This is a genomic window from Paenibacillus sp. LBL (assembly GCF_029893715.1).
Taxonomy (GTDB): domain Bacteria; phylum Bacillota; class Bacilli; order Paenibacillales; family Paenibacillaceae; genus Paenibacillus_AQ; species Paenibacillus_AQ glucanolyticus.
Window position 1 is genome coordinate 51,385 of record NZ_JARXYU010000004.1, and the last position, 14,930, is coordinate 66,314.

A 14,930-nucleotide genomic window follows, 5' to 3' on the forward strand; every position below is an offset into this window, starting at 1 on the left:
TTATATGCGATCACAGCGAAGTAACTCACAGCCTTGAGATCGCCGCGGTAATACAATATCGTAAAAGAGAACCGTTATTTCACGGAATATATTATAATGACAATGATGCAAGAACAGCTGAGAGATGTTAAAAAGGAGCCGGATATCTATGACTATGGGGAAAACCAAACAAGCAATTGTAATTGTAGGCTATGGGGGAATGGGAAGTTACCATGCCAAGCTGATCAAGGACAATGAATATCTCGAGGTTACGGGAACCTATGATATTTTGGAAGATCGGCGGAAGGTGTCTTCTGAGGACGGATACCCTGCCTATGTCAGCTACGAGCAAGTGCTTCAGGATGCTGCAGTGGACGTAATTCTGATTGCAACGCCGAATGACGTGCACAAGGAACTTGCGCTTCAGGCCTTTACCGCCGGCAAACATGTCATCTGCGAGAAGCCGGTAACGCTTTCTGTAAGCGACTTTAAAGAGATGGTGTCCGCTGCCGATGCTGCCCGGCGGGTGCTGATGGTTCACCAGAACCGCCGCTGGGACGAGGATTTCTTGACGATTAAACAGATGTACAATGAGAAAACGATCGGCGATTTGTTCCGGATTGAATCGAGGGTGCACGGAGCGAACGGCATCCCGGGGGACTGGCGCCATCTTGAACAGTACGGCGGCGGCATGCTGCTGGACTGGGGCGTGCATCTGCTGGACCAGATCCTGTTTATGGTGGACAGCAAGATCGTCAGCCTGAGCAGCCGATTGAGTTTTATTCTGGGTGATGAGGTGGACGACGGCTTTGAATCGGTGCTGCAATTCGAGAACGGGGTCTCGGCTCTAATTGAAGTGGGAACAACAAATTTCATTACACTGCCCCGCTGGTATGTCAAAGGAACGGAAGGGACAGGCATTATTGAGGACTGGTCGTTAAACGGCAGAGTTGTTACCCGCAACCAGGATGCCGTAATAGTAGAGCCGAAGCCGATTCAGGCCGGAGTGGGATTGACCAAAACGATGGCGCCTCCTTCCGAAGAAGCTACCATTACAGGAGCCCTGCCTGAGCCGTATCGTCAATCCAGCAGCTTTTTCGATAACTTTGCGGCCGTTATCCGGGGCGAGGCAGAACCCATCGTGAAGAACGAGGAAGTGCTGCGCGTCCTGAATCTGATCGAAGCGGTGTTCGAATCGGCCAGAACGGGCGATACCCTGAAGGATTTTGACATATACCCTGCGTAACTCGCACGGACGAGCATTCATTGAATATTGCAAAAAAAGTACCGCGGCCAAGCAGATTGTGCTTGAAGCCGGGGTACTTTTTCTTTTTCCGTCACTGGGCTTACAAGCTGCCCTGATGGCTGTGCAAGCTATCGTTATTTTACATGATCCACTTGCATGCGCTGCCCGGCCAGCAGCTCCCTTCGATAGTCGCTCGGCGCCCAGCCCGTATCCTGCTTGAATAGCTTCGAGAAATAGGAATAGTTGGCATACCCCACCTTGGCCGCAATCTGATATACAGATAACGAGGTTGCCTCCAGCAGATGTTTGGCCGCCTTAATGCGGGCTTGAATGATATAGGTGCCCAAAGAGATCCCCGTCTCTTTTTTGAACAGGCGGGCTAAATAATCCGGGTTCAGATAGACAATCTCCGCCAGGCTTATTCGTGTCAGCTCGTCACCGTAATGGGATTGAATATAGTGCTTGATTTCCTCCACAACGGTTTGGGAATGGTCGGCAAAGGAATGATATTCTGCTGCCGTGCTGACCAGATATTCCATATATTTCTCCATATCTTCAATCGAGTTCAGCGATTGCATGAATAATTGATCATTGGTTTTACCCGTATAGAGCTTGTGTGCCTGAATCTCTTTGTTCTTCAGATAGGCGTACACGAGCTGCACGATGTCCAGGCGGAACAAACGCAGCACGGAGGCGTTATAGACGCCATTCTTGGCCAGGTTCTGCAAGTAATTGCGGGTCTCTCCCAAAAAAGTTCCCGGGTTGTTCTGGTTCAGCAGCTCTTCCCAGTCTTGAAGAGGGGGAGGCGCATAAACGGCTTCCTGCAGCGGATACTGCTCCAGGAAAAAGATCTGATTCCGCTTTTTGATCATATACTCGTTCATTTGGAGCAGGTCCCGTATGGACTTGTTGATCGCTTCCAGAGCCACCGAGGTCGATACGTTGCAGCAAGCATCGCTTCTGAGAAATTGATTGGCTTTTTCAATGAACGACAAGCAGATGCATTCGATTACCCGGGTATCGGGGGCCCGATTCCATTTCAGCATGACCACCCAATTGTAATCCTTATATTCCATAACCGTTTCGACGGAAATAAGAGGGTCCAGGAACAATTCGGACAACACGTTGAGGAACGCATAGTCAAACAGATCCTTGTCTTCCTTGCCCAGACTTTTGTCATACGGAAAGATGGTGATGAGCACGGGCAGAAACAGATCCGACAACTGGTAGGACAGGTTTTGTTCCGCGATATAACCTGCGATGGCCGCCCGGTCCGACGAAGCCTTCTTCTCCCGGATCAGCCTGCGCCAGAAATGGTCCTGCAGTTTCTTTTGATTTTTCTTCCAGAGTTGCCCATCCTGGATTGCTTCCTGATAACTTTGCTGTTCCTTGGCTTTGTAGGCCGCTTTAGAGATGATGAGGCTTAATTTATCGAATTCAATCGGCTTCAGGAAATAATCAAAACTTTGCAGCTCAATGGCTTTCTGGGCATAGTTGAAATCGGCGTAATTGGTCAGGAATATCGTTTGGATGCTGTACTGTTCCTCCCGTATCCAGGCGAGAAGCTCAAGCCCGCTCCCTTGCGGCATTTCGATATCACAGACAAGAATTTGAATGGAATGCTTCTGTAAAATGTCACGTGCTTGTGCAACACTGTAAGCAGTATGGACCTGCTCAATGGAGAGTGCACGCCAATCAATCTTCTTCTCCAGCGCAGCCACGACAAAATAATCGTCATCCACTAACAATACATTCATTGAATTTCCCTCCTTATATCCTGCATGGCCTGTGGAAGCGTCAAACTGACGCAGGCACCGCCGCCTGCCGGATTCGAAAACTCAACTTGAGCCCGATGGTGATAGAGCAGCTCCAGCCGCTGCATGGTATTCATGATCCCGATGTGTTTTCCTTCGCTTTGATCCAGTGGCTTGCCGTTAGCGAGCTTATCTAATACCTCCATAGGAAACCCGGGTCCCGTATCGGATATCTGGATGACTGTATAAAGCTTCTCTCCTTCTGTCACCAAGGCGACGGACAGCCGTATTTGCAGCTCCTGGTCTCTGGATACCGCGTATTTCACCGCGTTTTCGATGAAAGTCTGAAGTACCAAGGGAGGAATGGTTAGGCCGGCAAGATCATCCTTATACTCGATGCGGTAAGAAAAAGCATCCCGATAACGGTGCTTCTGGATCTCCAAATAGATTCGGACGTGCTCAATTTCGTCTTCCAGCCGTACGACATGATCCACGCTTTGAAAGATGTAACGGAAATACTTGGATGTGGACAGCGACATATATTCGATTTCCTTAAACATGTGCATTTGCGCCATACTGTAGATGTTTGTCAAGCAGTTCAGGAAAAAATGAGGGTTGATTTGCAGCTTCATATAATCCAGCTGAATTCTTTGCTTCTCGAGCTCCTGTTCGTAAATATCGATTTTAAACTTCTTGATCTGTTCGATCAGATGTTTGAACTGGGAATTCACCTGCTCAAGCTCTATAATTTCGCTGCTCATAAAATCCAGATTCTCGCTATCCTCGTGAATGCGCCTCACATTCTCCGAGAAATTCTGAATCGGCTTCAACACCTTTTTCTTGAAGTACAGCATGACAACACTGAGCGTACACGTGAGCACCACGAACAGAAGCATAATGAGCAGCTGGGCTATCATAATGGTCTCGAATACGCCGAATTGGATGACCAGCTGCACGTTGAAGGAAGCATTCGAGAACCCTTCGGTAACCGTTGAGCGCGGCTTCGAGAAGCTAAGCAGGGAAGCCTTGGTGCCTTCGAGATTCAGACTATCGGCTTCACGGGCACCCGGGCTGGAGAGGGACCCACCTTGAAGATCCACCAGGGAGACAGAACCCTCCTCACCCAGATTCAGCTGCTGCAGCGGACGGATCAAATCATCCGCGGAGATGAGACAGATCAGATAGCGATTATGATAAGGCACGATGTTGATTACGTAGAACTTGTCTTGAACCTGAATCGGGTTCCAGTTCGAGTAGAAGGTTTCGTATACGTTTTTGGAATCGGTGAGTGTTACGATCTGCTCCTTTAAGTCCCGGAACTCTGCATACGACAGCGACATAGGCGCATAGTTCTGGAAGAAATCCTGATCCTTTAGATAGAAGAAAAAGTTGTATTCTTGACCATAGTTTTTCTGAAGCTCGTTAAAGCGCTTATGCATTCGTTCGTTTGACTTAATATAATCTACATAGTCGGTGCCCGGGGTGTCCATCATCTTGACGCTTTCATCATTCGCGAGTGTCCACCCCATATAGTGGTTGATGTACGAGAAGTCATGATTGATCTGCCTTATATACAGATTCGCTGTATCCTGAAGATACCTTGTGGATTGCTGCTTCACGATGAAGATGGACGCGAAACTGATCACCAGATCCACTACAAGGGCAAAAATCGAGATGAAGAGCATGATTTTGACGTAGTGACGGATGGGATAAGGCTTATTATTCAGTGCTTTAACCATAGGGATGTCCGGGGTTCCTTTCCAATCGCCTTTTTATGAAAGCGTTTTATTGATGATAACGATATTATATAGGGATTAGGCAAAAAAAACAGGAGCGAACGCAGTCGCTTTTACCATAAAGTCCGAATAATACATCGTAAAGTCCGGATCATAGCATGTTCCTCCCTGAAATTTAGAGCTTCCCTGGCTGTAGAAAGGGGCAAAGGTCCGAATAGAGCATCATGAGGTCCAAATAACGATTCTGGGCGGAAGTATACTTGAGTTGCTTACACGACATACCGGGTTCACGACAACAAGAGGAGAAAGGGGAATCGATTTGAAAGCAGGCCAACTGAATAGCTCAACACACCCGACACTCGGGCGGATAAGAAAAAATTGGGGCCTGTATCTATTGCTGCTGCCTGCGGTTGTACTGGTCTTGTTATTTTCTTACGTTCCGATGTACGGCATACTGATCGCATTTAAGGATTACAGCCCGGCTGTTGGGATTATGGATAGCCCGTGGGCAGGACTGAAATACTTCGAGAAGTTTTTCAATTCCTATCAATTCTCAACCACTATTACCAATACGCTGGTCATCAGTTTGTACAGTGTCGCAACGTTTCCGATTCCGATCATGCTCGCCCTGATGGTCAATCAAATGCGGCAGAATAGGTTCAAGCGGTTCTTCCAGACCGTAACCTATATGCCGCATTTTATATCCACGGTTGTCATGGTGGGACTCATGCTGATTCTATTCTCGCCAGGTTCGGGACTGATCGGGAATATCTTCCGTCTCTTCGGTGCGGAGGCTCCGAATTTGATGGGCTCTGCCAGCTTGTTCAGCAGTGTGTATGTATGGTCGGATGTGTGGCAGCATACGGGCTGGGACAGCATCATCTATATCGCGGCGCTTTCCGCGGTGAGTCCGAGCTTGTACGAGGCGGCAACGATGGACGGGGCAAGCCGGTGGCAGAAAATCCGGTTTATTGATATTCCGATGCTGATGCCAACCGTGGTCACTTTGCTTATTTTGCGGATTGGCAGTTTGCTGGGCGTAGGTTTTGAAAAAGTATATCTGATGCAAAACAGCCTCAATATTACCTCAAGCGAGGTCATATCCACCTATGTATACAAAATCGGGATGCTGAGCAGCCAGTACAGCTTCTCCTCGGCGATCAATCTGTTTAATACAGTCATTAATTTTGCGCTGCTTATTCTGGTCAACCAGATTTCGAAAAAATACAGCGAGAACAGTCTGTGGTAACAAAAAGAGAGGAAGGGTTCTATGGGCTTAGTGGAAGTTAGAGAGAAAAGGGCGCCGCGGCAGAAAAATACTCGATCTTCCGATAAAGCGCTGGAAATCGGCCTGTATGTGTTCGCGGTCCTGATGCTGATCGTGCTGATCTACCCGCTTTACTTCATAATCATTGCATCATTCAGCGAGCCGGCAGCGGTTGCCAATGGACAGGCGTGGCTTGTTCCCAAGGATTTTACGCTGGCAGGCTATCAGGAATTGCTGAAGCACTCTAATATATGGATTGGGTACCGAAATACGATACTGTATACGATTGTGGGTACGGCCATCGGACTCGTGGTTAACATTTCCGCAGCGTATGCCCTGTCACGGAAAGACCTTGCGGGCCGCAAGTATTTTTCGCTGCTCTTTATATTTACCATGTTTTTTAACGGCGGTCTGATTCCTACCTTTATGACGATCCGGGATTTTCATCTCTACGATACGTTCCTTGTCATGGTGCTGCCGTTCTCGGTTGCCGCGTTTAACATCATTGTGGCCCGGACTTTTTTTCAGAGCAGCATTCCGGAGGATTTATGGGAAGCGGCTCAGCTTGACGGCTGCGGAAACCTCAGGTATTTCATGACGATTGTAATCCCGCTATCCAAAGCGGTCATCTCGGTCATTGCATTGTGGACGGCCGTGGGTCACTGGAATTCCTATTTCAATGCTTTGATTTATTTAAAAGACACAAGCCTGTATCCGCTGCAGCTGATTCTGCGTAACATTCTGGTCACCAACCAGATGCAGTCTGCCATGGGTACTGGAGAGGCCGCGGCCATTGCGCTGCGTCTGGCTAACATTATGCGTTACGCGGTGATTATCGTGGCAACGGTGCCGATCATGTGCATCTACCCGTTTGTGCAGAAGTATTTCAATCAGGGGGTGATGATCGGAGCCGTGAAGTCGTAAAACCGGATGGATCCAAGAAAATAATAATTGGGGGAATGGTGGTATGGGAACAAACAATAAAAAGAGGCCGCATCATCTGAAATGGGCTGTCTCTATTATGATGGCGGCAATCCTGCTGTTAAACCTGGCCGGCTGCAGCAGCAGCAAGAACAATGAGGCTAAGACGGATACCGAGGCCGCTTTCAATAGAGAGGGCCTGCCGATTGTGAATGAGCCGATAACCCTGGACGTCCTGACTGTTCGCTGGGGCAATATGGGGGACACCTTCCTTCAGAACCAGTGGCTCAAGGATTTGGAGAAGGAGACTAATGTCAAAATCAATTGGCAAATCATGTCCTCCAATGATTGGGGAGAGCAAAAATCGATAATGCTGGCCAGCGGGACGCTGCCTGATATTATTTTCGGTGATATCGTATTCAGCGATTCCGACATCGTGAACAACCTGTCTTATTTCCGTCCGCTCGACGATTACATTGATCAATACATGCCAAATTTGAAAGCGGCGCTGGAAGAAACGCCTGAGATGAAGAAGATGAGCACATTCCCGGACGGTAAAATATATTCCCTGCCGGCACGCTTGCCGTCGAGACCGAAGGCGTCAATCCAGCCGATCATTAACAAAACGTGGCTGGATAAACTCGGGTTGGATGTTCCGGATAACACAGACGAGCTGTATGAAGTGTTCAAGGCGTTTAAAGATAAGGACCCGAACGGAAATGGCAAGGCGGATGAAATTCCGGTCAGCGGATCGGGCAATATCAGCATGGATTTGTTGAATCCATTCGGCATCACTGACATCAATGCCAACAGCATGATGGTCATCGACAATGAGCCTGTTTATTATCCGGTGACGGAGAATTACAAGGAAGCGATCAAGTGGGCACACAAGCTGTATTCGGAAGGCCTGATCGACCAAGAGATTTTCACGCAGGACAGCACCATGTCCACGGCGAAACATCAGAACCCGGATGCGGCGCTGATCGGTTTCTCCAATCAATGGGTCCCGGATGCCGTGTTTGGCAAGTGGAAGGATCAATACATTGCAATCCCGTCCATCGCAGGACCTGACGGCAAGCGATATCAGGGCGGTGAGCCGCAGGGCATGAGTTTAAGAAGAAATGAGTTCCTCATTACAACGTCGAACAAACATCCGGAGGTCTCAGCTCGTTGGGCGGATCAGTTCTACACCAATGAAGCGAGCATCCAGAATTTCTGGGGAGCCATCGGCACTGTAATCCAGAAGAACGATGACGGTACCTTTACCCTGATGAATCCTCCGGAAGGAACGAGTGCCGACGCTTGGTACTGGGAACAGTCCGTCCGGGATTTCGGACCGAAGTATGTGAGCCCGAGCTTCGAGAAAAACATCATTCTGGATGAGACTACGGGGGACGGTCTGAAGCTGGTCATTGACAAGCTGGGCAGCGATTATGTAACCACGCCGTTCCCGAATGTGATGTACAGTGCTGAGGAGTTCCAGGAACTGCCTACACTCACAACGGATATCGATGGCTTTGTCGGCACAACCCGGGCGAAGTGGATATCCGAAGGCAATATCGATGCGGAATGGGACGCTTATGTCAAGAAGCTGAACGACATGGGGTTAGAGCGATTGATCGAGATCCGTAAGGAAGCTTATCAGCGTTATATCAGCGTAAAATAAGGATCGGCTGCACGGATTCAGGCTGCCCCGCAGATTCAATAGGCTGTGGGGCAGTGTGATTATTCAGGGAATAAAAGAAGAACTCTATCGACCTACAGGGGGTTGCAATCATGGGAAACATCAAAGTCACAGTATGGAATGAATACCGGCATGAGAGACATAATGAACAGGTAGCGAGCATTTATCCGAATGGGATTCACAGAGCAATAGCGGGTCATCTCGAAGGAGTTGAAGGTTTAGAAGTAGCTACCGCAGTATTGGATGAGCCGGATCACGGATTGACCGATGAGCGGTTGGCGAACACGGATGTGCTGCTGTGGTGGGGCCATTTGGCACATGATGAGGTGCGGGACGAGATTGTCGAGAAGGTGCGTCAACGCGTTCTGGACGGCATGGGACTGATTGTCCTGCATTCCGGTCATGGCTCCAAAATCTTCTCCAAGCTTCTCGGTACAAACACCGGCATGCTGAAGTGGCGCGACGATGGCGAGATCGAACGGCTGTGGGTGGTCGAGCCCGGTCATCCTATCGCGAAGGGTCTTGGTGAATATATCGAAATTCCGAGGGAAGAAATGTATGGAGAACGGTTTGAAATACCGGCACCGGATGAACTGGTATTTATCTTCTGGTTTGAAGGCGGCGAAGTGTTCCGCAGCGGGTGCTGTTACAGGAGAGGCAGAGGGAAGCTGTTTTATTTCCGTCCAGGCCATGAAATGTTCCCTGTGTACCACCAGCCCGAGATTCTGCAGGTGATCACGAACGGCGTGTTCTGGGCTGCGCCTGTTGATGGGGCAAAAACATCCTACGGACGGGTTGCGCCCATCGTCCCTGTTGTTCAATCCTAAGACCATCAGTTATATAGAAGAGGAGTGCATCTAGATGAATAAATTTCGCATTGGATTAATTGGCTTGGGGGGCATGGCTCAGGAGCACATCCGCTGGATGAATGAAGAGAACATGTATCAGTTTGTCGCCGTTAGTGACGTAAATGGTGAAGCTGTGGCTCAGGTAGGCGATCAGCTCGGCATTGAGGACAGCAAGCGTTACGCTGACTTCCATCATTTAATTGAAGATCCGGACGTCGATGCCGTAATCTCGATTACACCTAACAATGTGCACGCAGATATTATCAGTGCATGCTTGCAGGCAGGTAAGCCTTTTTTGGCGGAGAAGCCATTCACTCGCGTCTTCGAAGAAGCGGTGCCCCTGCTGGAGCAGTATGAAAGACAGCCCGTTCCGGCCATGATCGGTTTTACATACCGTTACACACCGGCTTTTCGTTATGCCAGAGAGCTGGTGCGCACAGGCAAGCTGGGTATGATTCGTCACTTCTCGATTCAGTATTTGCAAGGGTTCGGTGTGCCAAGCGAGCAGGTTCCTTACATGTGGAGATACAATAAAGCCATCACGGGCACAGGCACTCTGGGTGATTTGGGATCGCACATGATTGATATGGCGCGCTTTCTGTTCGGGGAGTTCAAGGAAATAACCGCACAGCTGCACACGATTATTCCGGAACGCCGCGATCCGGTAACGGGCGCAATGGCCCGGATCGAAGTAGACGATTTTGCAAGCTTTCAGGCGCGGATGACGGGTGACATCATGGGCGTATTCCAGACATCGCGCAATGCATTTGGCTCAGGCAATCAGCATGAGGTGTCCATATATGGCGACTTCGGTACGGCACATGCCAGCACATTGGACCCGGACCGGCTCATATGGATTCGAGAGGAGGAGCCAGGTCAGCTCTCCAGAACGACAATGGAAGTGCCGGAGCATTGCAAGGTGAAGCAATATGCGGATTTTGCAGCCGTATTACGCGGTGCGCCTGCCGATGGAGTTCCTGGATTCATGGACGGCTATCGAAATCAAGAGGTGCTGGATGCCGTAATTCGGGCAAGCGAAGCCAGGGCAGCAGTAGAGCTCCCGAATTAAAGCCGGGGTTCAGGGACCAGGAAATTAACAGCTGTCTCACAGTGTTTTGCCCATCCAGATGTACAAGGCCATTAAGCTGAACAGAAACAGGCAAAAGTTTACGCTTACAAATAATCCGCGAAGGACGGGCGAGCGGTGGAACTGAAAAGGTGTCCGCAGATCGCCTGTGCCTTCGATCAGGAACAGAATCAGCAGCGTGTGAATGATGGTGTGCCCGATGACTTCCTTGTAACCGAATACAAGGCTTGTCATAATAAAAATACCTGATACCAGCAGGGCGGTGAATCGGCTCATGATGCCTACGATGAATGCCCACGCCAGTCCAATTTCGATAAAAGCGCTGATCATAACAAAGTGTTCGATGGAGAATCCGAAGGTAGGCAGTCCATAGCTGCCCATGACAGAACACGCCAGTTCTGGAATGGTCAGCTTTTCCATGGCGAGCCAGGCGAGGGACATGCCTGTGCATACATACATGACTGGAGCGGCCGTTTTTTTCAAGGGCGTGCCGCACACGAACAGATAATACACAATACCGATATAAATCAAATAATCAATGGAATGAAAGATACCGTAGTTTAATGAAGCTTGAATATACAACAGGAACAGGATGGCACCGCTGATCGGCAATGTACGCTGATAGAGAAGACACGCAGCGGCGGCAGAGAGGCCGAGGATAATCCACATGGAATTGGTTCTGAATTCGGGTGCCAGATAAGAACCGCTCAGAAGCTGAAGCACTAGGCCGATGGCCAGCCCGATGCGGAGAATGACTTCGGTATGCGGCCTGAGACGGTGCAGGAATTGATGAATGCGCTCCACGGGCCGCGTCTTACCCAACGGATCGTTGAACACACTCGATACCAGTAAGACGAACAATGTAAACGCTAACCAAAACAAGAAGGTCAATGTAACGACACGGGGGAAGGGCAGGGGAACCCATTCGAAATTGTCCGTAAACCACTTTACATGAATATAGATGTTGCTAATCTCGCTGAAATACATTAACATTCAATCAGTTCCTCCCTTAACCACTCTAGTCACCTATCCAAGATAATACAACTTTGACTAAAAAAGTATATTAATAGATGAATATATCCCTCATTGTGAAAAATATTGTCCCTAAGCGCTCGCACATTTGAGTGTCTATAAAGGTTTTGAATGACACAAAGCAGGTGATCCAGGCGGATCGCCTGCTTTGTGTACGTTTTCGCCGAACAGGAACCTAAGATTCCGGAATGGAGTCATAATGCTCCCCTTTTGCAGCGGTTTGTTATAATGATGAACAAGCAGATCAAGTCATGGAAAAGGGTGAGGAAGATGAGTGAACGAACATACATAAACGATACGCATACGTATAACGGCGAGGCACGGGGAGCAGTACTTATGCTGCAGGGCACGGCCTCGGACGTAGGCAAGAGCATCCTAACGACCGCGCTATGCCGTATTCTCCTCCAGGATGGTTATCGCACAGCTCCATACAAGTCGCAAAATATGGCGCTTAACTCCTACGTGACGCTGGATGGCAAAGAGATCGGCAGAGCGCAGGGCGTGCAGGCCGAAGCCTGCGGCATTGCCGCAAACACGGACATGAATCCGATCCTGATCAAGCCGATGAAGGACATGTTTTCGCAAATCGTAATCCACGGCGTGCCCGAAATGCAGATGAGTGCGATGGATTACCGAACGGAGTTTTTGCCGAAGGCCAAGGGAATCGTACTGGCTGCACTCGATCGGCTCCGGGAGCAATACGATATCGTGCTTATGGAAGGCGCGGGAAGTCCGGCGGAGATCAATCTCAAGGACCGCGACATTGTGAATATGAATTTGGCGGGATGGGCGGATTCGCCGGTGATTTTGGTATCAGACATCGATCGCGGCGGCGTGTTTGCCTCCATCGTAGGCACCCTTGAACTATTGGAGCCCCATGAGGTTGCCAGGGTCCGGGGGTTTATCATCAACAAGTTCCGCGGGGATTTGGCACTGCTGAAGCCGGGACTGGACTGGCTAGAAGAGCGGACGGGCATTCCCGTGCTGGGCGTTCTCCCTTATATTCAGGACATGCGAATCGAGGCTGAGGATTCCGTTGTGCTGGATGAGCTTCAATATCAAAGACAGGAAAAACGCGACCTCGATATTGTTGTTATCCGGTATCCGCGGATTTCGAACTTTACGGATTTTGATGCGCTGCGCTGGGAGCCGGATGTTACCGTGCGCTTTGTCCAATCGGTGGATGAACTCGGGACGCCGGACGTCATTATTTTGCCTGGCACCAAGGATACGATCAGCGATCTCGGGTTTATCCAGGATCGGGGGCTGGCGGATGCGATTATGAAACAGACGCAGCAGCGGGATGTGCAGCTGGTTGGCATCTGCGGAGGATATCAAATGCTGGGCGAGCAGTTGTCCGATCCGCATGCGGTGGAAGGAAACGAACGGGATGCGGCAGGACTTGGGCTGCTGCCGATCCGGACCTCCTTTTTACAACAGAAAAGGACCGTTCGCGTAAAAGGGAGATTGTCACAGGAACATCCTTTGAGACTCATTCTACCGGATACAGAGGCCAATGTGGCGATAGCGGCCTATGAAATCCATATGGGCGTGACCGAATGGACCTCGATGCCTGGCGGATCGGGGCACCATCCACTGTTTTTAATAGAAGCAGACTGCGAGAATTTTTTAAAAAGTGAAGAAGATACTCCTATCCATCCAGAAGGCTTGGCTACCGCCGATGGCCGAGTATGGGGAAGTTATTTGCACGGGTTGTTTGACAACGATGCCTTCCGCAGGTCATGGCTGAACGGTGTCCGGGGGAGTAAGGGACTGGATGCCATTCCGGTAACGTTCCAAGCCGAGGCACGCAAATTCGCGGAATTCGACCGTGTGGCAGACATCGTGCGGGAGCATGTGGACATGGAGAAGATTTATGAAATCATCGGCTGTACGCGCTTATAGCCATAAGGAATAAAATGGGTTCTTGGGGTAATAGTGAAGAATAGAAGAACACCTTGCCTCAATTGCAAGGTGTTATCTGTGTGGGGAGGAAGAAAACTAAAATTGATTAATTATAGGATAGGGGGGTATACTAATAAAAGAGAATTAAAGGCACCGCAAAGTATATCCATGATTGGAGTGATAGCCTATGTGGAATAAGAAGGGGACCTTGCTAATCTTAACGGGCCTGCTTGCTTTGGGATTGTTGACATCATGCGATAACGCGAAGCAGGTACAAGATACGGGTGGCCAGGGAGGGAACCCAAATCAGGAAAACGCAAACCAGGAAGAGAACGGACACAGTGGACACGAAGGCGGGCATGAGGCTGCCTCGAACAACTACAAAGCTGCAGTTACATCGAATGAGCCGGTAAGCGCAGGCACCGAAACCGAGCTATCGATTCAGATCACAGACAGTAACGGCGCACCCGTCCAGGAATTTGATGTCAATCATGAGAAACTGCTGCATCTGATCATCGTGAATCGGGATTTGTCTTTTTTCCACCATATCCATCCCGATTACATGGAGAATGGTAAATTTACCGTGAAAACTACTTTTCCGGCTGGCGGCGAATATAAATGGTTTGCGGATTTTGTCCCCAAGGGTGCTGAAGGGACGACGCGAAGCGAATGGCTCCGGATCGAGGGAGAAGAAGGAGAAGCTTCGGCAGTTCAACCTGACACCAGTCTGATCCAACAAGTAAACGGCAAGGAAATTGAACTGAGCCTGAGCAATACCTTATCGAATGAAGAGGTTGTGCTCAGCTATCATATTCGGGATGCGCAGACAAAGCAGGGAATCAGCGATTTGGAGCCATACCTGGGCGCGGTCGGGCATGTTGTCATTCTGTCCGCAGACGCCCAGCAGTACATCCATGTGCATCCTCTGGAGGAGCGGAGCACGGGACCGAAAGCGGAGTTTGTCGCTACCTTTCCCCATAGCGGCATCTACAAGATTTGGGGGCAATTTCAACACCAGGGCGAAGTGATGACGGTGCCTTTTGTCGTTGAGATCCAGTAATATTCATTTACAAGGAGTGATCGATATGACGGAAACACGATAACCTGCAAGAAATCAGGGAATTGATCAGAAACCAGCGATTATGGTTATAAAAAAGAAGCATGGTTCGTTCCTCGCGGAATGATCCATGCTTCTTTGCATGTGGTGTTCCCGATCGCAGCGCGTTGCTTATCGCGCCGGGCGTCGTTCATCTTCTGGAGCCTTCCGCATCAAGCGGGCAATGCCCTTGATTTTAAACGATGACATGAGTGGCAATGTCAAGGGAGACCATGATCACGAAATTTGATGCTACACCCTATAAAACGTAAAGAATCAGGCATTGTATGGCTAGAATGTTCATTTTCGGGAGTTTTTTAATGTTAATTCGAAGGTGTAAATAATCTGTAGCGGTGTTATTATATGGATTGCGTC

At 49.4% G+C, this 14,930-nt stretch carries 11 protein-coding genes; 8 read left to right on the forward strand and 3 right to left on the reverse strand.

Translation table 11 applies throughout. The features are described 5' to 3' along the window. Nucleotides 1-148 precede the first annotated feature (148 nt). The gene (locus M2277_RS11380; RefSeq protein WP_063479062.1) at nucleotides 149-1,225 is read left to right on the forward strand and encodes a Gfo/Idh/MocA family protein; all 1,077 of its coding nucleotides are present in this window, start codon (nucleotides 149-151) and stop codon (nucleotides 1,223-1,225) included. Between the two features lie 134 nt (nucleotides 1,226-1,359). Here M2277_RS11380 and M2277_RS11385 read toward each other — a convergent pair whose 3' ends face one another. Further along, the gene (locus tag M2277_RS11385) at nucleotides 1,360-2,982 is read right to left on the reverse strand and encodes a response regulator (protein WP_280754789.1); all 1,623 of its coding nucleotides are present in this window, start codon (nucleotides 2,980-2,982) and stop codon (nucleotides 1,360-1,362) included. Next, nucleotides 2,979-4,718 carry a sensor histidine kinase gene (locus M2277_RS11390; RefSeq protein ID WP_280754790.1) on the reverse strand — a complete coding sequence of 580 codons (1,740 nt, stop codon included), beginning with the start codon at nucleotides 4,716-4,718 and terminating at the stop codon, nucleotides 2,979-2,981. Before M2277_RS11390 ends, M2277_RS11385 begins: the two co-directional genes overlap by 4 nt. Before the next feature lie 316 nt (nucleotides 4,719-5,034). Between M2277_RS11390 and M2277_RS11395 the strand changes: the two genes are divergently transcribed. From M2277_RS11395 to M2277_RS11415, 5 genes are all read left to right on the forward strand, one after another. Further along, entirely contained in the window at nucleotides 5,035-5,964 is a 930-nt protein-coding gene (locus M2277_RS11395; protein ID WP_036636665.1) for an ABC transporter permease, read from the forward strand. 21 nt (nucleotides 5,965-5,985) lie between these two features. Next, complete coding sequence (locus M2277_RS11400; protein ID WP_280754791.1) at nucleotides 5,986-6,906, forward strand: carbohydrate ABC transporter permease; 921 nt, start codon at nucleotides 5,986-5,988, stop codon at nucleotides 6,904-6,906. A gap of 43 nt (nucleotides 6,907-6,949) precedes the next feature. Continuing rightward, nucleotides 6,950-8,569 (forward strand): extracellular solute-binding protein, encoded by a 1,620-nt coding sequence (locus M2277_RS11405; RefSeq protein ID WP_280754792.1) that lies wholly within the window; start codon nucleotides 6,950-6,952, stop codon nucleotides 8,567-8,569. A 110-nt stretch (nucleotides 8,570-8,679) separates the two neighbouring features. Next, nucleotides 8,680-9,414, forward strand: a complete 735-nt coding sequence (locus M2277_RS11410) for a ThuA domain-containing protein (protein ID WP_280754793.1) — start codon at nucleotides 8,680-8,682, stop codon at nucleotides 9,412-9,414. Nucleotides 9,415-9,448: 34 nt separating this feature from the next. Continuing rightward, a complete protein-coding gene (locus M2277_RS11415) occupies nucleotides 9,449-10,504 on the forward strand; it encodes a Gfo/Idh/MocA family protein (protein ID WP_280754794.1) in 1,056 nt (351 codons plus the stop codon). Between the two features lie 36 nt (nucleotides 10,505-10,540). Here M2277_RS11415 and M2277_RS11420 read toward each other — a convergent pair whose 3' ends face one another. Next, nucleotides 10,541-11,515: a hypothetical protein gene (locus tag M2277_RS11420; RefSeq protein ID WP_280754795.1), complete on the reverse strand. Its 975-nt coding sequence runs from the start codon at nucleotides 11,513-11,515 to the stop codon at nucleotides 10,541-10,543. Nucleotides 11,516-11,824: 309 nt separating this feature from the next. On the opposite strand from M2277_RS11420, the gene M2277_RS11425 reads away from it, so the two are divergent. After that, complete coding sequence (locus M2277_RS11425; RefSeq protein WP_280754796.1) at nucleotides 11,825-13,459, forward strand: cobyric acid synthase; 1,635 nt, start codon at nucleotides 11,825-11,827, stop codon at nucleotides 13,457-13,459. Nucleotides 13,460-13,646: 187 nt separating this feature from the next. Beyond that, nucleotides 13,647-14,519, forward strand: a complete 873-nt coding sequence (locus M2277_RS11430; RefSeq protein WP_280754797.1) for a hypothetical protein — start codon at nucleotides 13,647-13,649, stop codon at nucleotides 14,517-14,519. Nucleotides 14,520-14,930 lie beyond the last annotated feature (411 nt).